General features: G+C 40.1%; 22 protein-coding genes. 18 read left to right on the top strand and 4 right to left on the bottom strand.

Annotated features, from left to right (window positions below):
* Window positions 1-11 precede the first annotated feature (11 nt).
* On the bottom strand, window positions 12-947 hold the full coding sequence (locus TREBR_RS13695) for an Rpn family recombination-promoting nuclease/putative transposase (protein ID WP_013758776.1): 936 nt from the start codon (window positions 945-947) through the stop codon (window positions 12-14).
* Between the two features lie 319 nt (window positions 948-1,266).
* Window positions 1,267-1,593, bottom strand: a complete 327-nt coding sequence (locus TREBR_RS08475; RefSeq protein WP_013758775.1) for a helix-turn-helix domain-containing protein — start codon at window positions 1,591-1,593, stop codon at window positions 1,267-1,269.
* A 114-nt stretch (window positions 1,594-1,707) separates the two neighbouring features.
* Here TREBR_RS08475 and TREBR_RS08470 point away from each other — a divergent pair, with 114 nt between their 5' ends.
* The 17 genes from TREBR_RS08470 to TREBR_RS08390 all read left to right on the top strand — a co-directional run bounded on the left by TREBR_RS08470 (window position 1,708) and on the right by TREBR_RS08390 (window position 18,034).
* Entirely contained in the window at window positions 1,708-2,430 is a 723-nt protein-coding gene (locus tag TREBR_RS08470) for a hypothetical protein (protein WP_013758774.1), read from the top strand.
* 53 nt (window positions 2,431-2,483) lie between these two features.
* Window positions 2,484-3,011 carry a transcription termination/antitermination protein NusG gene (nusG, locus tag TREBR_RS08465; RefSeq protein WP_013758773.1) on the top strand — a complete coding sequence of 176 codons (528 nt, stop codon included), beginning with the start codon at window positions 2,484-2,486 and terminating at the stop codon, window positions 3,009-3,011.
* Window positions 3,012-3,607: 596 nt separating this feature from the next.
* The gene (locus tag TREBR_RS08460) at window positions 3,608-5,065 is read left to right on the top strand and encodes a flippase (RefSeq protein ID WP_013758772.1); all 1,458 of its coding nucleotides are present in this window, start codon (window positions 3,608-3,610) and stop codon (window positions 5,063-5,065) included.
* 3 nt (window positions 5,066-5,068) lie between these two features.
* On the top strand, window positions 5,069-5,944 hold the full coding sequence (locus TREBR_RS08455; RefSeq protein ID WP_013758771.1) for an N-acetylneuraminate synthase family protein: 876 nt from the start codon (window positions 5,069-5,071) through the stop codon (window positions 5,942-5,944).
* 8 nt (window positions 5,945-5,952) lie between these two features.
* On the top strand, window positions 5,953-7,107 hold the full coding sequence (locus tag TREBR_RS08450; protein WP_013758770.1) for an acylneuraminate cytidylyltransferase: 1,155 nt from the start codon (window positions 5,953-5,955) through the stop codon (window positions 7,105-7,107).
* A complete protein-coding gene (wzy, locus tag TREBR_RS08445; protein WP_013758769.1) occupies window positions 7,104-8,528 on the top strand; it encodes an O-antigen polysaccharide polymerase Wzy in 1,425 nt (474 codons plus the stop codon). The genes TREBR_RS08450 and wzy overlap by 4 nt, the downstream gene beginning before the upstream one ends.
* Window positions 8,509-9,633, top strand: a complete 1,125-nt coding sequence (locus TREBR_RS08440) for a polysialyltransferase family glycosyltransferase (protein ID WP_156786638.1) — start codon at window positions 8,509-8,511, stop codon at window positions 9,631-9,633. Before wzy ends, TREBR_RS08440 begins: the two co-directional genes overlap by 20 nt.
* Window positions 9,634-9,646: 13 nt before the next feature.
* Entirely contained in the window at window positions 9,647-10,804 is a 1,158-nt protein-coding gene (locus TREBR_RS08435) for a CDP-glycerol--poly(glycerophosphate) glycerophosphotransferase (RefSeq protein WP_013758767.1), read from the top strand.
* A 106-nt stretch (window positions 10,805-10,910) separates the two neighbouring features.
* The gene (locus TREBR_RS08430; protein ID WP_013758766.1) at window positions 10,911-11,972 is read left to right on the top strand and encodes a pyridoxal phosphate-dependent aminotransferase; all 1,062 of its coding nucleotides are present in this window, start codon (window positions 10,911-10,913) and stop codon (window positions 11,970-11,972) included.
* A gap of 1 nt (window position 11,973) precedes the next feature.
* A complete protein-coding gene (locus TREBR_RS08425) occupies window positions 11,974-12,687 on the top strand; it encodes an IspD/TarI family cytidylyltransferase (protein ID WP_013758765.1) in 714 nt (237 codons plus the stop codon).
* Window positions 12,684-13,112 carry a ribose 5-phosphate isomerase B gene (rpiB, locus tag TREBR_RS08420; RefSeq protein WP_013758764.1) on the top strand — a complete coding sequence of 143 codons (429 nt, stop codon included), beginning with the start codon at window positions 12,684-12,686 and terminating at the stop codon, window positions 13,110-13,112. The genes TREBR_RS08425 and rpiB overlap by 4 nt, the downstream gene beginning before the upstream one ends.
* A 2-nt stretch (window positions 13,113-13,114) precedes the next feature.
* Window positions 13,115-14,260 carry an acyltransferase family protein gene (locus TREBR_RS08415; RefSeq protein ID WP_013758763.1) on the top strand — a complete coding sequence of 382 codons (1,146 nt, stop codon included), beginning with the start codon at window positions 13,115-13,117 and terminating at the stop codon, window positions 14,258-14,260.
* A 19-nt stretch (window positions 14,261-14,279) separates the two neighbouring features.
* Window positions 14,280-15,107 carry a glycosyltransferase family 2 protein gene (locus TREBR_RS08410; RefSeq protein ID WP_013758762.1) on the top strand — a complete coding sequence of 276 codons (828 nt, stop codon included), beginning with the start codon at window positions 14,280-14,282 and terminating at the stop codon, window positions 15,105-15,107.
* Window positions 15,028-15,402: a hypothetical protein gene (locus TREBR_RS08405; protein WP_156786637.1), complete on the top strand. Its 375-nt coding sequence runs from the start codon at window positions 15,028-15,030 to the stop codon at window positions 15,400-15,402. Before TREBR_RS08410 ends, TREBR_RS08405 begins: the two co-directional genes overlap by 80 nt.
* Window positions 15,399-16,064, top strand: coding sequence for a sugar transferase (locus TREBR_RS08400; RefSeq protein ID WP_013758760.1), 666 nt, complete (start codon window positions 15,399-15,401; stop codon window positions 16,062-16,064). The genes TREBR_RS08405 and TREBR_RS08400 overlap by 4 nt, the downstream gene beginning before the upstream one ends.
* An 85-nt stretch (window positions 16,065-16,149) precedes the next feature.
* Window positions 16,150-17,355, top strand: a complete 1,206-nt coding sequence (locus tag TREBR_RS08395) for a UDP-N-acetylglucosamine 4,6-dehydratase (protein WP_013758759.1) — start codon at window positions 16,150-16,152, stop codon at window positions 17,353-17,355.
* A gap of 88 nt (window positions 17,356-17,443) precedes the next feature.
* Window positions 17,444-18,034, top strand: coding sequence for a DNA-3-methyladenine glycosylase I (locus TREBR_RS08390; protein WP_013758758.1), 591 nt, complete (start codon window positions 17,444-17,446; stop codon window positions 18,032-18,034).
* 340 nt (window positions 18,035-18,374) lie between these two features.
* On the opposite strand, the gene TREBR_RS08385 is transcribed toward TREBR_RS08390, so the two are convergent.
* Together TREBR_RS08385 and TREBR_RS08380 are read right to left on the bottom strand one after the other, a co-directional pair.
* Entirely contained in the window at window positions 18,375-19,988 is a 1,614-nt protein-coding gene (locus TREBR_RS08385) for a hypothetical protein (protein ID WP_041610386.1), read from the bottom strand.
* 242 nt (window positions 19,989-20,230) lie between these two features.
* Window positions 20,231-22,480, bottom strand: coding sequence for a hypothetical protein (locus TREBR_RS08380; RefSeq protein ID WP_041610385.1), 2,250 nt, complete (start codon window positions 22,478-22,480; stop codon window positions 20,231-20,233).
* A 217-nt stretch (window positions 22,481-22,697) separates the two neighbouring features.
* Here TREBR_RS08380 and TREBR_RS08375 point away from each other — a divergent pair, with 217 nt between their 5' ends.
* Window positions 22,698-24,254, top strand: a complete 1,557-nt coding sequence (locus TREBR_RS08375; protein WP_013758755.1) for a beta-N-acetylhexosaminidase — start codon at window positions 22,698-22,700, stop codon at window positions 24,252-24,254.
* Window positions 24,255-24,336 lie beyond the last annotated feature (82 nt).

Here is a 24,336-nt window from a genome sequence, read left to right as displayed (position 1 = left end):
AAAAGCTGCGGCTACCTTTCCCGGCAAGCAAGTTCCTGCACGGTTTCCAGCGGAAGTTCAGTCGCGGCGGCAATCTGCTCCGGCGTAAGTACGCCCATAGACAGGAGATTGCCGGCCGTAGCATATTTTTCTTTCTCCATGCCTCGTGTTTCACCTTCCGCAATACCGCTGATTCTGCCTTTCTCCATGCCGCGTATTTCGCCCTTAGCAATACCGCTCGATTCGCCTTCAGCAAAGCCCTCATTACGGCCCGCTGCAAAACCGAGGGATTCGCCCTCGGCGAAGCCTTCCTTACGGATGCGTTTGATTTCTATTTCGTACTTCATGAACGCCCCCTTGGCGGCACCGTCGGTTTTCAGCTTGAACACCCGCTCGGCAAAGCTCTTCGCCGTCTCCGTGTCCGTTCCGCCTTCCGCTATGTAGTGTAACATGGCCGCCGTTTCAGAATCAAGCTCGTTTTCATACGCTGAGGCATTGTAAACGACGGCAAACCGTTCGTCCCGAACGTCGAGCGCAGTGTGCTCGTCGCAGACGGTCCTGAGCGTGTAACGCGGCAGACCCTCGCCGAACGGATCCTTCGTGCAGATGAACAGGACGTACAGCTTTTTCAGATCGTCGTAATCGGCGCCCCTCTGGGCGGTGCCGATGTCGATGGAGCTTTGGTAATAGCGGATCCGCTTGAACAGGTTCGGCTCGGAGGTCGTCTGCATTTCGACGTTGACGATTTCACCGGTGGTTTCGAGCAGCACGTCGAGGCGGACGCTTTTGGAGCCGGGGGCGGCGGCGAGGGTTTCCTGCGTATTGACGTAGGTGATTTCCTTTGCGTCCAGCTTGAGCAGGGTGCGCAGAAGGAGACGGCACAGTTCGGTGTCGTGAAGCATCGAGTAGGCGAAGAAGAAGTCGTTGGTGATGGTAACGTCTTCCCAGCGGGGAAAATCTGCGTTCATGGTCTCTCCTGTATAAAGCCGCTCCGAGCGGACGGTGCCGGTTGCCGCCGGTGGGTGGCAGCAGTTCTGGCAACCGGCCGTGTCGGCCGAAAGCGTCGGCCGCGGCTTAGCGACTGGCCTAGGCTCTGCGAATAGCTGCGATTTCCGATAATCGGTACCGCTCACTCGGCATATATATTATGGGAGAAAATGACGCGAATTTGCCTCGGATTGGCCGAATCGGCTGAGTTTTCAGGCAAGAATCGGCTGAGTTTTCAGAAAAAAATCGGTATTTTTAGGGAAAATCGACAGGAATCGTATTGATATGGAATCAGTTTTATCACATCAACTGCTTTCCTGCAATTTTATGAACCAGATTTTCTATTGATTCTGCTATTTCAGGAGAAAGGGCTGACAAATCTTTTTCCAAACGGGAAAAATTGGTGACGATAGGATGCGGATGCGTTTCACCTGTAACAAGATATTCCACCGTTACATTAAGTACTTTCGCCAGCCTTACCGCCACATCAGCAGGAGGCATGGATTCCTGCGCACCTATATACATATCCAACGCCCGTTTTTTTATTCCTGCCTTGTAAGCAATTTCTTTTTGAAGCATTCCCGAATATTCGATTTCAGATTTTAAACGCTCTGCAAAACTGTTCATATAGTATTGATAACATAATTACGATACCGTTTGATTGACATTATCGTTATTACGATGTATTATAAAATGCATTGTATCGTAATTACGTTATTTTAAGGGAGATTATATCGTATTTTGACACGTTACGCCGTTCTTGCCGGCTGCAGTGAAAAAGAAGATTTCCGGCAGAAATCACTATGCGACATGTACACCTTTCTCAAAAGTTTTGTCGGCGGCGCATGGGCAGACAAGGAAATCTTCATACTGCCTGCGGGCGTCAATGTTTCAATGCTCAAACTGATTCTGCGCCGCATTGCCGAAAGCGGCACGGATTTTCTGTTCCTGTATTTCTGCGGAAACGGACACGACCGGCTGACCGCGGACGGATTTACCGTCGGCGCTACTGAGATTAAACGCATATATATAGAAGAAACATGTGAAAATCAGGTCGCCGTATTCGATGCGTGCGAAAACTTGGTTTCGGATGATGCTGCCGAAGCTCCGGTTTGGGATGCGGTTGATTTTGATGCAGACGCGGCCGTCTCCGCCATAAACGCGGAGGGCGTCTGCCGTACGAACGGGCAGCTGCTTGCTGCTGCTCGCATTTTAGGCGATGAGGCGCTCGGCCGGATAAAAGGCAGTCTGTGGCTGTCAGGGTGCACAGCGGGCATCGGCGGCGAGCGGCCTGTTCTTGGAGCAGACGGAAGCGGTGTGTACACCGCGGCTTTTACGGAATCGCTTGGCGCAGCAGACACGATGCTCGATTTTACGGCGGCAGACAGGAACGCGCGCTTTGCGTGCAGCGTGGTGCATGAGTATCGGGCGGTTTCTTTTGCGGAGCATAATCGGGGAAGCTAGATGGGCGGAAAGTGCAGGTGTTCCGGTCTGAACGGACGCGCGGAGGGCGGAGAATGACGTTCTACTGCATATCCGTGCGTACCGGTATGGAGGAAAAGTTCAGACAGAGCGTTCTGACTTTTGTTGAGGGCGATGAGCGCGTTCTGTGCGGCAGGCTTCACATACTGAAAAAGCGTATGAGGCTTAAAAGCGGCAGGGAATACTTCGAGAGTTTTTTTCCGGGGTATGTATTCCTTGAAACGGAGGAGTCTGACGCGGCGAAACTCAGGTGTTTTTCTGCGGGAAAAGGATTCCTGCGGTTTCTGCCTTCGTCAAGCGAAGTGCATCCGCTTGAGCAAAGTGATTCCGAGATTGTGCGGAAGATATTGCAGTTTGGAAGCACAGTCGGAATCGTTCCGGTTACGTTTGATAAGGGTGACCGCATAGTGATTATGAATGCTCCGTTCAAGGATTTTTCCGGGCGTGTTGTTGCGGTAAACCGCCGCAATAAGCGGCTTAATATAGAAATTGACTTTATGAACGGAGTAAAGGTCGTCGGGCTTACATACGAGGAAGTACGGAAGCCGGACGGTACCATTTAAAGACAGTTGGTTCAGGAGCGGAGCTTGGTTCAAGCACGCACACCGGCCGGCGATCATCTTTTTTCAGGGAGGACGGAACGACTGTTTCGTCTTCAACGGAGAAGGTGTCTTTAAATGAGATTTTTGCGGTTACTTACAAATTTACTTGCAAAACGGACTAGCTGTTACAACGATAGTCGTTAGAAAAAACATATTCCTGTTAGAGGGCGGGGACGTCCTGTTGGAAGCGTGTCGCTGTTGTCACAGGAAACTGAAATTCCATAAGCCGGTGAAAAAACGCGGCGTGATTTTTTTAGTAAAAACTACACAAAAATATCTGCATAGGCTAGAGGGAATCCTTTGAATAGCCTATCCGAAGGATTCTGATAGGCTGGTGTGATAAGATGGTCTATAACGGAGAGTGATACAGTTCCACTATGTTGCAGCGTGTCTCCGAGTTGAAGCGGATAGCAAGTAAAGTTTGCGGTATGATCGAGTGAAACTTGCGAAGAAGAAAAAAGAAACGTATGCTGCCGTAAAAAGGGCAAATACTAAATATAATGAATTATTTCCTAATAGATTACAAACTATAAAATAATGGAATAACTAAATAATCAATGATCACTCACAATTCTATAAAGCGCAATGCATTTCTAAATATGGTACGGACATTATTGTCAATAATATTTCCATTAATAACATTTCCGTATGCTACCAGAATCTTACAACCGGAAGGTATCGGTAAGGTCCAGTTTTCAGCCAGTATTATATCATACTTTGTTATGATTGCTGGCTTAGGTATAGGAACTTATGGAATTAGAGAAACTGCAAAAAAACGGGATAATGAAGAAAAACTTGCAAAAGTAACTAAAGAGCTTTTTTTACTGAATCTTATACCAACGGTTATTGCTTATATACTATTAGGAATTGCCTTTGTTTTTATACCAAAATTTAATAGCTATAGGGAACTTCTTATAATTTATTCAGCTACAATACTATTTACAACTTTGGGCGTTGAATGGTTGTATAGCGGTTTGGAACAATATGCATATATAACAATAAGACAATTTGTTTTTCAGCTTATAAGTCTTATCTTACTGTTTGTTCTTGTTAAGCAACCTAGTGATACTGCAAAATATGCACTAATAAGTGTCTTTGCAAATATTGGGGCGAATATCTGCAATTTGTGTCATTCCCGAAAATATGTATTATGGCGGTTTCCTGTAAAACTTGAAATATTACAGCATTTAAAATCTGTATTCATTCTTTTTGGAATGAGGATAGCAGCAAGTTTATATGTATCTATTGATACAACTCTTCTTGGTTTTTTTACAGATGATAGGCAGGTCGGTTATTATGAATCAGCAAATAAAATGACACGGATTGTTGTGTCATTAATAACTAGTGTTACTGCGGTTATGTTGCCGCGGCTTTCTTTTTACATAGAAAAACAAGATTTTAAGTCTTTTAAAGATTTATCCGGAAGAAGTTTTGCAGTAACAATGATGTTTGCGTTCCCCATGTCCGCAGGACTTTTTGTTTTGAGCGAAAATATCATATTGCTTATCAGTGGCAATCTCTTTTTGCCAGCTGTTCCCGTAATGAAGGTCTTGTCTCTTTTAATACTTGCAATTTCATTAAGTAGCTTTTTTGGTAATCAAATCTTTCTTCCACTAGGAAAGGAAAAGATTTCGTTATATGCAATGCTTGTTGGTGCTGCTGTAAATATTGTGTTAAGTGTAATGTTTATTAAGAAGTTAGGAGTTTTGGGAGTGGCAGTTGCCAGTGTAATTGCAGAAACTTCAATTACAATTTTTTACTTAATTGTAGCTATAAAAAAATCTATCTTTATAGTTGCTATAAAACCTCTTGTGCATTATGTTTTTGCATCTTTGATTATGACTGTTGTTGTATTTTTTATAAACACAATTAAGTTTCATTTAATTATTAGAACATTCTGTGCTGTCTTGAGCGGAATGTGCATTTATGGCATGTTACTTTTTTTTATGCGTGATAAGACTTTTATGGAACTTTCAAGGCAACTTAAAAATAAAATTTACATCAATAGGAGATAGCAAATGAATCAACCAAAAATTATTGCTGAAATTGGCTGTAACCATAAAGGAGATATGGATATCGCCAAAGAGCTTATTGTAACAGCTGCTACATATTGTAAAGCAGACTGTGTTAAATTTCAAAAACGTTGCAACCGCGAATTGCTTACACCTGAAGAATTTAATGCGCCTCATCCCCATCCTGAAAATTCTTACGGTAAGGCCTACGGTGAACATCGGGAATTTTTGGAGTTTACTCTTGAGCAGCATAAGCAGCTCAAGGTATGGTGCAATGAATTTGGAATTGAGTATTCTACATCAGTGTGGGATTTGACTAGTGCAAAAGAAATTACAACTTTGCAACCAAAGCTTATAAAAATTCCATCGGCAATAAATTTGAATAAACCTGTTTTGGAATATCTTTGTGATAATTTTGGTGGTGAGATTCATTTGTCATTCGGGATGACTTCAAAAGATGAAGAAGAACAAATCGTACTGTTTTTTGAGGATAAAAAGAGAGCAAAAGATTTAGTTATTTATTCTTGTACATCAGGTTATCCTGTTCCTTTTGAAGATATTTGTTTGTTGGAAATTACGCGTCTACGACAGCAGTTTGAAAAACGGGTAAAGGCGATAGGATTTTCCGGTCATCATCTTGGTATAGCCGTTGATTCTGCTGCTATTGCTTTAGGTGCAGAATATATTGAACGTCATTATACCCTTGATCGTACATGGAAAGGTACAGACCATGCAGCGAGTCTTGAACCAGATGGTGTCCGAAAACTGGCTCGCGACTGTCGTGCAGTGTACAAAGCACTGACATACAAGAAAGAAGATGTGCTTGAGATTGAGAAAGCACAGCGCAATAAACTCAAGAAAAACTCTATAAAATGGGATTAGTATAATAAATGACGATAGCTTTTATTCCGGTTCGCGGCGGTAGTAAATCGATTCCGTTAAAAAATATAAAACTGTTCTGTGGTAAGCCTTTGGTATATTGGAATGTGGCTGCTTTGCAAGCGACATCTTCTGTAAACAAGATTGTTGTTGCAACTGATTCTTTGCAGATAAAAGAATCAGTCGCAAGTTTCGGTTTTTCAAAAGTTGAACTTTATGACAGAAAAGCAGAAAATGCTTGTGACACTGCAAGCACAGAAAGTGTTATGCTTGAATATATTGAAGCTGTTGCACTTTCTGATGACACGACTTTTATGCTTGTGCAGGCAACCTCTCCACTTACGGAAACACTGCATTTTGAAGGCGGTTTGGAACTTTATAATTCCCGCAAATTTGATTCGATTTTGACATGTATTCGTAACTACCGTTTTTTTTGGAATGATGACGGTACTTCTAAGAATTATGAGTATATGAATCGTCCTAGAAGACAAAACTTTGACGGTATGTTTATGGAAAATGGAGCTTTCTACATCAATTCTGTTGCAAATATTAAAAAATTTAGAAATCGTCTTTCTGGGAAAATCGGTATTTATGAAATGCCGGAATACACCGCAACGGAAATTGATGAACCGGATGACTGGATTGTGTTGGAAAATCTTATGCGCCGACATGTACTTGTTAAGCAAACTTCAGATTACTCCAAAATAAAACTTCTTATTTCCGATGTGGACGGAGTTTTAACAGATGGCGGTATGTATTACAGTGAAAATGGCGATGAACTCAAAAAATTTAATACTCGTGACGGTATGGCTTTTCAACTTTTGCGAGAACATGGCATAAAGACAGCCATAATTACAAGTGAGAATACGAAAATGGTGGAATACCGGGCAAAAAAACTGAATATAGATTTTCTGAAGCAGGGAAAAAGAAACGGCGGAAAGCTTGAAGCTGCCCAAGAGATTTGTCGGAATTTAGGAATAAGTCTTTCTGAGGTAGCGTTTGTTGGTGACGATGTGAACGATATTGAACTTTTAGAGCATGTTGGCTTTGCTTTTTGCCCGGCAGATGCGGCGGAAACGGTAAAGGCTGTATGTAGTGTATGTGAGCTTTCTGCAAAGGGTGGAGAGGGTGTAATTCGGGAAATAGTAGGATTTCTATTGGTATGAAATTGCAAAAAAATCAAAATTTAGCATTTCAACTATATTTAGTTGGAATGCCTATTATCTTTTTGCTAAGTTTATTTTTTTATGTATTCTTTGATGATAATATTTACGCTTTAATGACAGGTTTTCTTTTTATATTTACTATTACGGTTGTGTATGCAATACGTTATTTTGGAATAATGTCGTTATATTCAATTTTTTTATATACAAGTACCTTTTTTTTATATAATTGTTTTTGGTTTTCTTTGTTTGATAAAAGCAAGGACTTCCTTATGCAGACTTTTCCTATACGGCATTTCATAGATATCAGTGTAGGAGTAAAATTTATTTTTTGTTGTATTCTGTTGACTTATGTAATGCATATTACATATTGTCTTATTAATAAAAAACGGTTAAAAGATTTACAAATTGTAAAACATCAACTGAATTATGAAAAAGTAGGTATAGGCATTATGCTTATTTTTCTTTTACCAAGTATTGTAAAATTATATATACAATTAATATATGTTCAAAAATATGGATATCTTACTGTATTTACGGGAGATTTGAGTTTAATAAAATATCCGATTTGGACAGCAGGGGCAAATCTCTTATTTATAACTGGATATAGTCTTTTTGTTGCTTCAAATCCGTCTAAAAATAAATTTATTATTTATTCAGTTCTTGTTTTCTTTATCATGATTTTTAGTGGAATGAAAGGTCAACGAGGCATAGTGTTAGGTCCGCTTGTAGGGCTTCTATATTGGTATTTCAAGAAGTACTCAAAAAAAATAAGAATAAGAACTCTAATTTCTCTTTTTGTTTTTATTATTTCTTTTACATATCTTTTAGGAACGATACGGAACTTATATGGTCATAATTCGGACGTATCGAGTTCTGATGTGAGGGTCTTGGATTTAGTTAGTGATGTATTGTATTCTCAAACAACTTCACGGTGTGTTCCTATGAAAATTATAGAAGGTGATTTACCATATCATAACTATCCTTTTATTTTTTCCCCTTTTTTTTCATATTTAAATTATTTCCTTTATCCATCAAAAGGACAAACTGTTGTTTCTGTTGAAAAATATAATGATATTTCACAAGTTGTAATGTATTCTATTTCGCCGAGTGCACATTTTGCTGGGAAAGGCTATGGTGGTGCTTTTATTGCAGAAGCATATGATTGCGGTGGATTTTTTGGAATAATTTTTTGGGGGATTATATTGGCAATATTTATTGCATTTTGTGATTTTACAAATTTAAACATAAGAAATAAATATATACCGTTTTTATTTTTAGTGATTTTAAATTTTGCAATGCTTCCTCGTAATCGTTTGTTTACGATATTTGATGCTCATTTTGTAAAACTTTTTGTTCTGTGTATGCTTATTCCATTGATAAATACAAAACAAATTTGGAGATATGAAATTAATGGAAAATAAAAGGATACTTTGTATTTGTAATACACCTTTACAGCTTCTTAATATGATAAACGTAATTTCTTCAGACTATCAAAATGAAAAAAGAGATTTACTGATTACTGATGAAATAAGAAATTGTGAAATACTTATAGAAAATATAAGAAAATCTAATTTTTTTGAGAATGTATATCTTGTAAATGAGGATTACAAAACAACTGTTTTTCTACAAAAGAACTTATTATGTAAAATATATGAATTAAATAAATATAGAAAAAGATTAAAAGCTCAATATGATACAAAAAAAATATATGACAGAATTTTTTTTGGGGGGAAAAATTGGCTCAATAATTTTGTAGCTAAACAAATTCGTAAAAATAAGAAATGTGAGTTTGCATGGATAGACGAAGGAACTGCATCATATTCTACGCATGGTTTATTTTGGAAAAAAAATTGGTTTCAGAAAGTTCTTTTTCGGTTAAATCCAAATCAATTATTAAAAGAACTTTTTGGAATAAATTATTTAATTAATAAAGTAAATTTCCAGTATTTATATAGACCTGAAATTGCAGATTATGAAGTTCCATTCCCAAGAAAGCAAATATCATTACTAAATAGCAACTCTGATAATGCTTTGCTTTTTAAGCAGATATTTGGTTGTACTGAAAATAATTTTATAAAAGAAAAATATATTTATTTTGATGGAGCTGGTGATGCAGATGGTCTGTATGGAAATGACAAAGAACTGCTTGCATTAGTTGCGGAATGTGTTGGTAAAGAAAATTTATTAGTGAAAGTACATCCAAGGAGCTCAATAGAATATTACATACAGAACGGATACCATATAAATACAAATCTTTCTATACCATGGGAAATTTATTGCTTAGAGCCGGAACAATTAAATAATAAAGTTTTAATAAGTATTTTTTCAACGGCTATTGTAAGTCCTTACATATATTTTGGTTTGAAAAATAAAGTTATTTCATTAATTCATCTATATGACAAAAGTTTCTATAACGATTATTACAAGTATCTTTTGGATTTTATTGAACGAAAAATATTTCTTGCACATAAAGATATTTATATGCTTCCAAACACTTTTGAGGAGCTAAAAAAATATTTAACATAAATCGAGGTTCTATATGTCTTTTATCCACTATTTAATAAAACAAATAATTCATTTTATCTTGCATATATATTGGATTTTTCCCGTAAAAAAAAATCGGATTACTTTGCTTAATGATATGTCCTATACATATGGTGATAGCATGAAATATCTTAATCAATACCTTCGTGATCAGAAAATTAATGATTATGAAGTTATTTTTCCTGTACATGAATTAGCTTTCTCTGTTGGTGAGGGGTGTATTGCTGTAAAGAAAAATACTCTTTTATTTTTTTATTATATTTTGACAAGTTCTGTTGTTATCACTAATGCTGGTGGAATTTCTTATTTACCCTTCAAAAGAGGGCAATTTGCAATTAGTACATGGCACGGTGGCGGTCCGTATAAAAAAACTGGGAATGCATTGTACCATAACAAATGGTATGAAAAAGAAATGAGAATGCACAGAAAGAATACAAAGTTTATTCTTTCTAGTTGTAAATATTTTACAGATATAGAAGCAAAAGCAATGTTGTTTAATGAAGCTGCTTGTATTTCATCGGGGATGCCGCGTAATGATATTTTTTTCAAAAATGATGTGTCAATCAGAAAAAGGGTATTTGATTACTGTAGCATTGATTTGAATTCAAAACTTATCTTATTTGCTCCTACTTTTAGAACTGATCCAAAAGATTTTACAGATTCAAAGAAATATCATGTTTCCGATTTAGATATGGAACGAACTATAAAAGCGATAAAGAAGCGTTTCGGAGATTATAATTGGCAATTTGGTATTAGACTGCATCCAAAATTAAAAGATGTTGAATTAGATATAAGCAATGTAATAAATCTTACAGCCTATCCGGATATTCAAGAATTGTTGTATTCTGCAGATGTTCTGATAACCGATTATTCATCTTTGATGTGGGATTATTCGTTAACTAAAAAACCATGCTTTCTTTATGCTGATGATATTGATGAATATGAAAGAGAACATGGATTTTACATGCCAAGTAAAAAATGGCCGTATCCAATAGCTCGGAATAACGATGAAATGGTTAATTTGATATTAACTTTTGATTATGAAAAATACAAGAAAGATATAAAACTTCATCATGAAGAATGCGGCAGTTTTGAAGAAGGACATGCATGTGAAGTTACAATAAATCTAATAAAAAACGCTATCATAAAATAACATCTCAATTTGATTAGCTATAATTTTTTCTCATTTTATGAATATAAACGTGTATCTGTTTTTGTTAATCAACCCTAATTTTATAAATTCAAGGAGTAAATACATTATGTATTATATCAATCCTGTTATTAAAGATTTCATTCGGACGAATCAACCGGAAAATAGAGGTGGTTATATTCGACTTGATCAAAATGAAAATCCGGATGGGCTTCCAAAATGGCTATTTAAAAAGGCAATAAAGCGTATAACCCCGTCATATCTATCCCTGTATCCAGAAGAAATAGAGTTTACAGCTAAATATGCGCATTTGCTTGGACTTAAATATGAAAATATTACACTTACAGATGGATCTGTTGTTGCAATGGGATACGTAGTAAAAGTTTTCGGTGAATCTAGAAAAAAACTGCTGTGTGTAACCCCGACATTCGGAATGTATAAAGTGTATGCCGATATGCAACAAATGGAAACTGAATTTGTACATTACAAAGATGATTATACTTTTAATATTGATGAACTTATTAAAAGAATTGATGAAAGGACTAGTCTTATTTCTTTGGTAAATCCAAACATGCCGATTGGAAATGTTTATCTACAAGAGGATATTATTCGTGTAATAGAAAAAGCAAAAGAAGTTAATGCTATGGTTATAATAGATGAAGCATACCATTATTTTTATGAAAAAAGCTCAATTAATTTAATCGATAGATATGATAATCTTATAATACTTCGTACTTTTTCTAAATTTCTTTCAATTCCTGGCCTTAGGATGGGAGCAGTTATTTCAAACCAAAAAAATATTCAATATGTTAAAAATTATAAGCCTCATTATACTGTTAATAATGTTGCATTAACATTTGGGGAAACAATTGTTGATAATTTTGACAGATTATATGGCGATTTGCAGAAAAAATTTAAAGATGGTAAAAAAGCTTTGTTGAAAGCTTTGGACGAGGCTGCATATTCGTATATTCCTACGGAAGGCTGTTTTATTTGTATAAGACCAAAACATAAAACGGCTGAATATATTACAGAAGAATTGAAAAAGCAAAACATTCTTATTTTTTGTGGTAAGGGTGATAGTGCAGGTTTTTTGCGTGTAACAATTTGGGATAGAAAGTATATGAAACTTTTTATCAGTACTTTGTTGGAAATTGATATAGAGAATTAATATGAAAAATTATGCGATTATTCTCGCCGGCGGCGTAGGTTCTCGATTAGGAGGAACTACGCCTAAGCAGTTTCTATATGTAAATGATAAACCGGTAATTATTCATACTTTAGAAAATTTTGAAAGAAATCTGAATATCGACGGTATTATTATCGTGTGCCTTAAAGATTGGATTCCGCATCTCAAAGAAATACTTTTGGAGTATAAAATTTCAAAAATCATAGGCATTGTTGAAGGAGGAGAAACGGGTCATGATTCTACGAGAAATGGAATCTTTGCGCTGCATTCAATTCTTAGTTCTGAGGATTTTATTGTAATCCATGATGCAGCTCGGCCTATTTTACCTCAGGCGGCAATTAACGACATGCTGAAAGTTGCACATGAAAAAGGAAATGCCTCTTTAGCTATCCCTTGCTATGAAACTGTCATTTATACAGATGATGGATTATCTGGTCAAAAACAACTGGATAGAAGTTCCATCATGAGAATTCAAACTCCACAGACTTATAAATATGATGATATTTTGAATTTATATGAAAAAGCAGAGAACGACAATAAGCATGATTTTATTTATGCGGATTTAGTTCTAATTTATTACGGAAAAACTGTATATTTTTCAAAAGGTTTTACTAATAACATCAAAATTACAAAAAAAGAAGATATCTCGTTATGCAAAGCATTAATGACTTTTTCAGAGGAGGAATTGTATTCATGAAAGTTGCAATAGGCTGTGATCATGCAGGATTTGAATATAAAGAAAAGTTAAAAGTATGGCTTGTTGAGCATGGGTATGGATGTGAAGATGTAGGAGCCTTTTCATTGGAGTCTGTTGATTACCCTATTTATGCGAAAGCAGTTTGTCATAAAGTTGTTTCAAAAGAAGTTGATTTTGGAATCCTTCTATGTGGAACTGGAATAGGAATGAGTATTGCCGCGAATAAAGTAAAAGGGATTCGTGCTGCTGCTTGCTCTGATATAAAATCTGCGGAACTTACTCGCCAGCATAATGATGCAAATGTATTGTGTATGGGAGCTCAGATTATTGGATTTATAACAGCTCGTGAAATAGTAAAAACATTTTTATCTAATTCTTTTGTTAGCGGAAAGCATAAAGTTAGGCTTGATATGTTGGAGAATTAAAAATGAACGAAAGATTTGTTTTTCAAAATAAAATTGAAAAAAGTTGTACGTTACCTTCTCATTATAAAGAAATAGATATCATAAAAGCAATAAGTATAATCTTTGTAGTTCTTGGACATACTTACGACCCATTTTGTAATAAGTTTGTTTATCTTTTCCATGTGTCAGCTTTTTATATTGCAGCAGGTTTTTGCTATAACGAAAAATATTCTGAAAGCTTTAAATCCGTTTTGACTTTGATGCGTAAAAGAATATATTCCTTATGGATTCCTTATATGGCGTATAATATAGTATTTTTATGTTTACAGAATGCATTTGTAGGGGGGGGGGTATTAACTGATGATCATTTATACTTTGAACTAAATCCTCTTTTGCCAGATGGATTTTGTAAATTAATAACTCTAAAACAAGCAGCGACAATTCTTTTAAAGATGTGTTTTTTTATACATTCGCGCCCTTTTATGGGGGCATTATGGTTTTTGGGGGGACTATTTTATGTAACTGTTTTTTATGCAGGTATCGACTGGCTCCTAAAAAAAATAAACTCTCAAAAATTTCATATTATTTTTTCTGTTTTATTTTTAATTACAGGTTTTTTGATAAAAAATCATTATCCTTCTTTTAAGCCTATTTTGATTGTAATGTGTACTGAAGTACTCTTTGCTGCAGGTGTATACATTAAACAATATAATTTTTTAGAACTGTTGAAAAAAGTAAATGTTTTTCTTCTCTTGGGGATTACTTTTTTTATCCTTTTATTTTTGACTAGATACGGTAGAATTTCTATTGCGAGCGTTAATCTTGTAAATCCGCTATTTTTTATAGTATCTTCTCTCACTGGTTTTCTATTTTTATGGTCTTTGAGTCAGGTGATTCTTATGTACTCAAAATTTTTTGTGCAAGTTTTACTTTATATTGGCTCTCATACCATACCGATTTTGGCATTGCATATATTAAGCTTTAAAATAATTACTTTTGTACAAATGAAAATCTATTCTGCTGATCACATTGTTTTTTCATTGTTTCCTGTTTGGAAAAATGAATGGTATTGGTGTTTTGCCTATACGGTGGTTGGTGTTGCAATTCCAATTATAATTTCAATTCTATTAGGACATGTAAAATTATTACGAAAAATATTTAAATTCTAGATGGGGAGAAATCATAAATATGATAACTGCAAGCATCGTCCTTTATAAAACAAATATATCTGAACTAGTAACCGCTATAAAATCATATGCCCCAAGTGCAGATAAACTATTATATCTTATAGATAACTCACCAGCGGCCCTTCCTTTGCCAAAAGAAATATCTGAAAATGAATATATTTTTTATATGTTCCTAAATTCTAATAAAGGCTATGGCGCAGGGCATAATATTGCAATAAAACAAGCTATGACGAATAAGTCAGATTTTCATTTTGTTCTGAACCCTGATATTGAATTTGATTCTGAAATAATAAATAAAATAGTCTGTTTCATGGAATCAAATGTGAGAGTTGGCTTATTGATGCCTCAAATTCTAAATACAGATGGTTCTTTACAGTATGTTTGTAAATTATTGCCAACACTTACAAATATGTTTTTAAGAGGCTTTCTTTCAAGGACAAAGATAGCTGAAAAAATGAATGAACGATTTGAATTAAGAAAAACTGGATACAATAGAGTCATTCATGTTCCCTATATAAGCGGATGTTTCATGGTTTTTAGGGTTTCTGTCTTTGAAAATGTTGGGGTATTTGATGAAAATATTTTCATGAATATGGAAGATGCAGATATCTCTAGGAGAGTTGCATCTTGTTATGAAACGGTGATGTATCCAGAAGTTTCAATTATTCATAAGTGGAATAGAGAGTCGCATAAGTCAAAAAAAATGTTCATACAGACATTAAAATCAGCAATTTATTATTTTAACAAATATGGGTGGTTCTTTGATTCCGAAAGAAAAAGAATTAATGACGAGGCTCTCGACTTTAATTTCCCTGGATCAAATTTCTAAATTAAACGGTATGGGTAAAATGGGAAACAAAAAAATTGATGAACAGATATTTATAAAAAATGGATATTTGTTTGAAGCTTTGTTAGAAGTAGAAGAAAACGGCATAAGCATGATAAAAGCATTGCAGTTGGATTTAGCAAACCTTGTTTCTAACAATATTATTGAAATTCCATCGGAAGAAGTGAAACTTTATAGTCTTAAAGACTCTGGAGAATTGCAATTATTTGTGGGTTTAGAAAACTGGCGAAGACAGTATATAAGCTTTGTACCGTTTTTTCGAAGGAGAGCGGCATGACACGTTTCTTTGATATTCTCTTTTCGGGTATTGCCATCATTATCCTTTTGCCATTCATGATTCCTATAATGATTGCGCTTAAACTCACCGGCGAGCATGATGTTTTTTATAGTCAAATAAGAATCGGAAAGGGGAGAAAAGAATTTAAGTTGTTGAAGTTCGCTACAATGCTTCGTGATTCCCCCAATCTTGCCGGAGGTTTATATACCAGTAAGAATGATCCACGTATGCTTCCGATGGGAAAATTCCTGCGAAAAACTAAAATAAACGAGTTGCCTCAGTTGTTGAATATTTTTGCGGGACAGATGAGTATAATTGGCTATCGTCCTACAGTAAGAGAACACTTTGAAGGATATCCTGAAAACTGCAAAGTTGTTTTGGAAAAATCCAGACCGGGATTGTCTGGAATTGGTTCAATTGTTTTTAGGAATGAAGAAGAAATTCTACAGAACTTTGAAGATAAAAAATCTTTTCATCAGAATAGTATTGCACCTTACAAAGCGGCACTTGAGGTTTGGTATATTCAACATAAAACATTGTGGTTATACCTCAAATTAATTTTTATGACAGCAGAAGCTGTACTGAATCCATCTTCAAAAAAGTGGCGGACGGCTTTTAAGGACTTGCCTCCTGTTCCGTCTGAACTTGAGCAGTATATTTAATTTCATTTACAATCACTTTTTGGCAATTCTTTTCAAATCATTTCCTAAATAATTCTTAATCAAATATCACAATCTAAGGACAAATATGATGGACTCAATTCTTCCCCTTATCGGGCGTACTGCACCCCTGTTTGAAAAGGACATCGCGGCACACGAAGCAGAACTTTCTTCTATTATTTCTTCGTCAAAATTTCTTGTAATCGGCGGCGCCGGCTCGATTGGCTCTGCCGTTACCCGAGAGATTTTCAGGCGCAATCCCCGGCTTCTGCACGTGGTTGATATAAGCGAGAACAATATGGTTGAGCTGGTGCGCGACATACGTTCGTCTATGGGATATTCGGACGGAGAGTTTGCAACGTTCGCCATTGACTGCGGCTCGGACATATTCGACGACTTTATACAGGCGCAGATTAAGAAAAACGGCGGATACGACTATGTCCTGAACCTTTCCGCTTTGAAACACGTACGCTCGGAAAAAGACCCGTATACCCTGATGCGGATGATAGATGTAAATGTATTCAATACCGATAAAACGATGTGTCAGGCACGCAATATGCAGGCAAAAAAGTATTTCTGCGTTTCGACCGACAAGGCGGCCAATCCGGTAAACATGATGGGTGCGTCTAAGCGTATCATGGAGATGTTTTTGATGCGGCGTTCTCTTGAGATGCCTGTTTCAACGGCTCGCTTTGCAAATGTCGCGTTCAGCGACGGCTCGCTTTTGTACGGCTTCAACCGTCGTCTGGAAAAGAATCAGCCTCTTTCGGCGCCGAATGACGTGCGCCGCTATTTTGTTACGCCGAAAGAATCCGGCGAGCTGTGTCTGATGAGCTGTTTGCTCGGTGAAAACCGCGACGTGTTCTTTCCTAAGCTTGATTACGATTTAAACCTTATTACATTCAGTCAGATAGCGGTAAAATATCTTGAAAGTCGCGGTTACAAGCCTTATGAGTGCGAAAGTGAGGACGAGGCGCGTGCTAAGGTCAGCGAATTAAAAGCCGTTGGAAACTATCCGGTGTATTTTTTCAAAAGCGATACTACCGGCGAAAAAGATTTTGAAGAATTCTTTACGGATAAAGAAAATCTTGATATGAATCGCTTTAAAAATCTTGGAGTTATAAAGAACGAGCCGGTTTTTGAGCAGAAAAAACTTGAGATATTCATCGAAATGATAAAAGCAATGCGTGCAAAAGGCGAGTGGACGCGCGGCGAGCTTATCGCTCTTTTTAACGAGATGATTCCGAACTTTAACCACAAGGAAACTGGCAAATTTCTTGACGGCAGAATGTGATAAAACTGAATAAATCCGTTCCGATTTCGTTTACTTGTAAAAGCCTGTTTCACGGGATATACTAAAGGAAAATGCGAAGAGGTGCTAAATGGAGCGGTGTAAGTGGTGCTGTGACGATGGCATAGTGCAAAAATACCATGATGAAGAATGGGGAATGCCCTTACATAATGATAGAAAACATTTTGAGTTTATATCTATGGAAGTTATGCAATGCGGTTTAAATTGGACAATGATGTTAAATAAAAGGGAAATATTTAAAAAGTGTTTTTCTGATTTCGATTTTGAAAAAATTTCTCAATATACGGAAAGTGATATTGTTGAAATATTGAATCACGATGGAATGATAAAATCAAGACGAAAAATAGAAGCTATTATAGGAAATGCCGCTGCTTTTAGAAATATAATTCAGGAATATGGCAGTTTTAATCACTATATTTGGTCTTTTTCAAATAATGAGAGTTTGATCTATTTGAAACATCAGCAAGGACAGCCGGAAACGAAGAATGACTTATCGGATAAAATAAGTATAGATTTGAAAAAACGTGGTTTTAAATACTTAGGTTCAATTACAGTTTATGCTCACCTTCAAGCGTGTGGAATTATCAATGATCATACTCCTACTTGCTTTATGTATAATAAGCTGGTTAGGATGGGAAACGTGAGATATATTGATGATTGAGAGTAATAAATCAATTTTATTTTGCTTTTTACCGGTCAGACTGTTTCACAATTAGGAACGGGCATGATAAGTTTTGCTTTGATTATCTGGACATGCACACAAATCGGACTATTGGACCAGTTTTTGTATAAAAAAAGGTCAGCAAAAACGGCTGCCCCGGTCGCTTGTGCGTGCAAGGCGCGAGTACTGTGGCCGCTGCAATGCACGGAACCGGTAAACGCCTTTCCGCATAAGGGATGGGACTTTCCGTAAGGGAGAAACTCTCAACGAAAGTGGGGGAAGTTTCCGGCAGGGTGTGAAGGATTCCCTGCCGGAAAAGATTTCTGGTCCGGTTTTGTTCTTATTTCCAGATTGGTATGGACACCGGAATCGTCAATTTGTCCGTTTGTGTAGAACCTACCGTTTGGGAGGATTGAATATAGAACGACACTTCGTAGTTATGCCGATATACGTAGTCATCGTCGTCATTGCGCTTCTCTGTCGGATTCACAGTGACCGATATATGCTGTATTTCGACCTGATTGATAAAGAGTTCTTTGTTTGCAAGATACGGCGGCTCTATACCAAATATATCGAAAATCGTACTTTGATTGCTGCCGAACATGATTTTTCGCTTACTGTTTGAAAAATTGTCTTTGTTTTTGCCGTCGCCTACCAAAATGCCGTTTTCTATGTCACGAACGAGCGCGACCGGTTGCGGATTTATAATGGTGTCCAGCTTATATTGGGTATCGGTAATCTGGTAGTTACCGGCTTTAATGCCCGCTTTGAATTTTTTGTCATATTTTTCGTACAGTATTTTCTGCTCATCAGGATAAATCGTGATATACGGAGCAATCGTTTCTAAAAGCACCTTCTCATCAACCTGTTTAAATCCGGTAAAAGTCCGAGTTTCGTATTGGCTGCTATCCCGGTATCCGTGTGTTTCGGAATCTTCATGCGAGGCGACGCAGTAGGTAACGTGCAGTTCGCCCGTCAGATCGTTCGCACTGATATCCTGTATTGCTACGAAAAGCTTCCCGTATGCCGGATATAATTTTTGGTACAATTCAACTGTATCACTGTTAAACAGCTGTCCCCAACCGAGCGTTTTCCCAAAACTATGCTTGGCGTAAAGTTCCGATGCATAATGGGAATTCGTGTTTCCGCTTTCGGGAATCAGCCAAGGATCCTGCAATATGTAGTTAAGGACGTCCGTTTTCGTATAATACGGCGTTTCAATTGGAAGTCTGTACCGCCAACCATACGGAACTGTTTCTTTTGCTTCGTCTTTCCCCGGTTCGCGGCTGAAATAGTGAACCTGAAACTGCGCGTCGACCTGTATCCGCGTCGCATCCGCTGCTTTTTTCAGCTGAATATTTTCCACACTGTAACTGCGGTTGTTTGTGTCGAGCACGTCGACCAGCGTTCCGTTTTCCAAGCCGAACGAAAACTCTTTTATATATTTCTGCGGCTGTTCGTTTGCCGCGGTGATATACGCGTCGATATTCTGTGCAGATTGTATTGCGTCGGCAAAATCGAGGGTAAACTTGCCGGCGCTTTGCACGCTGCTGCCGTATAAATCCATAAAACCGGTAAAACTGACCTCGACGTTTTCAAACGTCTGTCCGCCGTACGTTCCGGAAAGCCGTGCCGTAACGCTGCCGGTTTTTTCCGTTCCCTTTGTGTCGGCGTATGAAAGGACGTCCGCCGCCGTTACCTGTATGCCGTTCTTCACCGCGCCCGGGACGATTTTCGTTTGTTCGGCGGACGCTATGCCGCTCAGCGAAATGCCGAAATATGCCGCTAATTCGGTGGTCTGTTCCGGGGTAAAGGCGGTTAACGGTTTGCCATTGGCTTTCGGAGCGGCAGGCGTATTGCTGCCGGCAGCCGGTTTATTCACAGCCGCCTTTTCGGTTACCGGAACCGTCGGTGAGGACTGCGTTTCGTTTGAACACGCACTCAAAACACACATAGTTAAAATTAGCATAGTTTTCTTTAAAAAAGTCACAGATGTCTCCAAAAAAGATTATGTTAAGTTTTATTACTTATTACTACTTTAATTCGTCATATATGTCAAGTGGTATACTACATTTAGCCGGACAAATGTGCAAGAAACCTGGGGACGCGGAAGCTCGGATGCGCGGAGATAAAAAAACGGTCAAAAAAAGGGCTGCCCGCGGACAGCCCTTTCGCCGTACGATTTTGAGAAGCCGATTACCAGTCGCTGCGCATCGCCGTGTCGAGCGTTATCGTTGCCGTTTCGGATGAACCGGGTGACTGCGCCGCCGGAATATCGAACGATACTTCGTAATTGTACAGATACAGATAATCTTTACGGTTGCGTGCTTTTACCGTCGGATTGACCGTGACCGATACCGGCCGTACTTGGACGTAGCTGATATACTGTTCACCGTTTGTCAAAAACGGCGGATTGGACGAGAATGTTTCAAAAACCGATTTTCCGCGGAAAGTGATTTTTCGCGTGTTATTTGAAAAGCCGTCTTTAGTACCGCCGCCGTCGCCTATCTGGAGCCCCTGATTTATTTCCCTGAGAACGGGATACGGTGCGGAACGGTCCTTTGTACCGAGGTCGTACGTCGCGTCGGCGTCCGTGTACGTACCGTTCTCCAAACCCTTTTTGAACTTAGCGTCGTAGTAGGCGAACAGTTTTTTCGTTGAATCGAAATCTGCCGGCAAGACTACCGGCAACAGGTTTTTTTCAAGTGCCGTTTTGTCGATTTTCTTGAATCCGGTAAACGTCCGGGTTTTTGCAGCGCTTACGTCGGTGTAATTTTCGGCGTCGATATCTTCTTTTGCCGCAATGTAATACGTAACGTGCAGTTCTCCCGTAATGTCGTTCGCACCCAAATCCCGTATCGCCACGATAATCGTTTTATACGCCGGATATAAAGAACGGTACTTGTCTATCGTCTCGCTGCTGAACATAAGATCCCACACAGCTTGCTTGTCGAACGTGTGACGGGCGTACAATTCCGACGCGTATTTGTCGGAATAGAGTGACGAATCGGGCAGCAGTAAATCGGCGTCTTCTATTATATAGTTGAAAACGTCTTTTTTGGCGTAAAATTCCGTTTTGATATCGTAATAGACAAAATCTTTCGATACCGTCTCTTTTACTTCCGCTTCGCCCTGTTCCCGGCTGAAATAATGCACGCTATACTGAGCGCTGATTTTTATCTGGGGAATCGTATCCGCAGATTTGGTCAGCCGCATGTTTTCCACACTGTAACTGCGGTTGCCTATGGCAAGCGCGTCGATCTGCGTACCGTTGTACAGTCCGAAACTGAACTCCTGCACGTAGTCTTTGATCCGTGCGTTCGCTGCGGCAATATAGTCGTCTATGCTTTGCGCGTTTTTTATTGCGGAAGTAAAATCCAGTTTAAAAGCATTTTTGCTTTGTACGTTGCTGCCGTACGCGTCCTTAAACCCGGTGAAAACTGCCTGAACGCTTTCAAACGGGCGGCCGTCGTACGTTCCCGAAAGGCGGGCCGTGATACTGCCGGCTCTTTCCGTTCCTTTTGCGTCGGCGTATGAAAGAACGGTCGCCGCCGTTACCTGTATGCCGTTTTTCGCCGCACCCGGAACGATTTTCGTCTGTTCCGCGGACGCGGGGGTACGCACCGCAATGCCGAAATAGACGCTCAGCGCCGCAAGCTGTTCCTGCGTGAACGCCGTTATCGGTTCGGTTCCCGGAGCAGCGGGCAGTACGATTTCGGGCGCAGCGGGCGATTCTGCTCCCGGTACGATTTCGGGCGCAGCGGGCGGTGTTTCGTCACCGGACTTCGGGTTTTCCGCGGCATACGCGATTTTCATAATGAAACTGTCTTTATCTACGGTTTCCGCCCTTTCGTCTTTATCCCGTTCCCGGCTGAAATAGTGTACTTTGTACTGAGCGCTCACTTTTACTGACGGAACGGCGTCGTCCGTTTTTTCAAACAGAATGTTTTCCACGGTGTAACTGCGGATACCCATGTCGAGCGCGTTGATATTCGTGCCGTTTTCAAGAATGAACGTAAACGTATCCAAGTACGTCGCGGGGGAGGCTTTTGCCGCAGCGATGAACTCGTCGATACTCTTCGATTGGGCGAGCAGCGATTTCGCGTTCAATTTCAGTGTTCCCCGATTTTTCCGGACGTTGCTGCCGTACACGTCCTCAAACCCGGTGAATACGGCTTGTACGTTTTGAAACTGCCGTCCGTCGTACGTTCCCGAAAGGCGGGCAGTGATATTGCCGGCTCTTTCCGTTCCTTTCGTGTCGGCGTATGAAAGAACGGACGCTGCCGTTACTTGTATGCCGTTTTTCGCCGCACCCGGAACGATTTTCGTCTGTTCCGCGGACGCGGGTGTACGCAGCGAAATGCCGAAATAAGCGCTCAGCGCCGCAAGTTGTTCCTGCGTAAACATCGTTATCGGCCCGCTTTCCGCAGCCGGCGGAGCCTGCATCTGATTCGAGCATGCGCTGAAAAATACTCCAAATATTAAAATTAATATGGTTTTCTTTAAAAAAGTCATAGACACTCTTGTGAAACGGTTATACTTAACCAGTTTAATAATAAGCAATCCGGCAGGAAAAGGCAAGTAGTATACCAGTTTTTTTTCGTTGTTTCAGCGGTTTTTCTATTGTTGCATTTCTGTACGAACTGGAGTATAATCCGAAATTATGGATAATTATTACGGGTTGGTTCCGCGCCCCCGGTCTGTGACCGCTGCGGACGGTTTTTTTGCAGTTTCTGCTGCTTTTATCGAGTGTGCTGCCGAGTTCGGCGAAACCGCGGCGGTATGCGCGGCTCAGCTGACGGAAGCAGGTCTTGCGTGCGCGTCCGGCGCGAACGGAACCGGAACGGCGAACATCCGTATATGTGAAGACGCGGGCGTTGCTCACGGTGAAGGATACGTCCTCGTCGTTGCATCTGACGGTATTACGATCCGTGCGTCCCGGACCGCGGGCGTTTTTTACGCGTTTCAAACGCTGCGTCAGCTGGTTATGAGCGCGGCGGAATGGTATGGATGCGCGGCGGAGGGGAACGGACGTCCTGCGGAGAACCCGGTTCCCGTTCGGCTGCCGTGCTGCCGCATTGCGGACGAACCGGCGTACGAATGGCGCGGCTTTATGCTCGACACGAGCCGAAATTTTTATCCCGCGTCGTTTATCAAAAAGGTTATCGATGCGCTTGCTTTTCACAAACTGAACCGCTTTCATTGGCATTTGACCGACGACCAAGGCTGGCGCTTGTACGTACCCGAATATCCGCTGCTGACCGGGATCGGCGGGTTTCGCGGCGATTTCCGTGCGAAATGGGTCGGCAAAACCGGCGGTTTTTATACCGATGCGGAGGTTTCGGAGATCGTCGAATATGCGCGCCTGCGCAATATCATCGTAGTGCCCGAAATCGAAACTCCCGGACATTCGTCGTCCGTACTTGCGGCCTATCCGGGACTGGGCTGTACGGGCGGCCCGTATCAGGTTGAACAGCGATTCGGCGTGTTCGACGACGTTTTATGTGCCGGAAACGACGACGTTTTCAAACTGTACGACGCCGTGTTCGACACGGTGTGCCGCCTGTTTCCGGGGCCGTACGTGCATATCGGCGGCGACGAGTGCCCGCGCACCAATTGGAAAACGTGCCCGAAATGTCAGGCGCGCATGAAAGCCGAAGGCTTGCGGAATGAAGATGAAATCCAAAGCTGGATGACCGTCCGTTTTGCCTCGATGCTTGAAAAACGCGGTAAAATTCCGGTAGGTTGGGACGAAGTTCTCGACGGAACCGAACGGCTCGGTTTGCCCGAATCCATGATCGTGCAGTCGTGGCGGGGCATTCAGGGCGGGGTGAAAGCATCTAAGCTCGGACACAAAGTGATCATGTCTCCGCAGACGAACGGCTGCTACCTCGATTACAAAAATTACGACGACGACAGCGAACCCGGCTGGATCAATTCGGCCACCGCCGAAACGTCTTACGGGTTTTCACCGATACCGGAAGGCAGCGGCATAGACGCGTCGTTCGTGCTCGGCGGGCAGGGCAATTTGTGGACGGAAGTCGTGTACGCGTCCCGTATCGCGGAATATATGATGTTTCCGCGGCTGTGCGCGCTGGCCGAATGTTTGTGGCTTCCCGAACGGGAAAAAGATTTCGACGGTTTCGCCGGACGGCTCGACTGCCACAAAAAGCGGCTTGAGACGCTCGACTTGCGGTATTATCGGGGCAAACTGCGGTAGCAGTTTTTGCTTCCTCCCCCGGACAAGAGACTGCCGAGGCGAGTGCTGCCGCTGGCGCCCGCTTTCCGGCGCCCGTCGGTTG

Source organism: Treponema brennaborense DSM 12168 (assembly GCF_000212415.1).
Classification (GTDB): domain Bacteria; phylum Spirochaetota; class Spirochaetia; order Treponematales; family Treponemataceae; genus Treponema_F; species Treponema_F brennaborense.
This window is presented reverse-complemented; position numbering and strand designations above follow the sequence as displayed.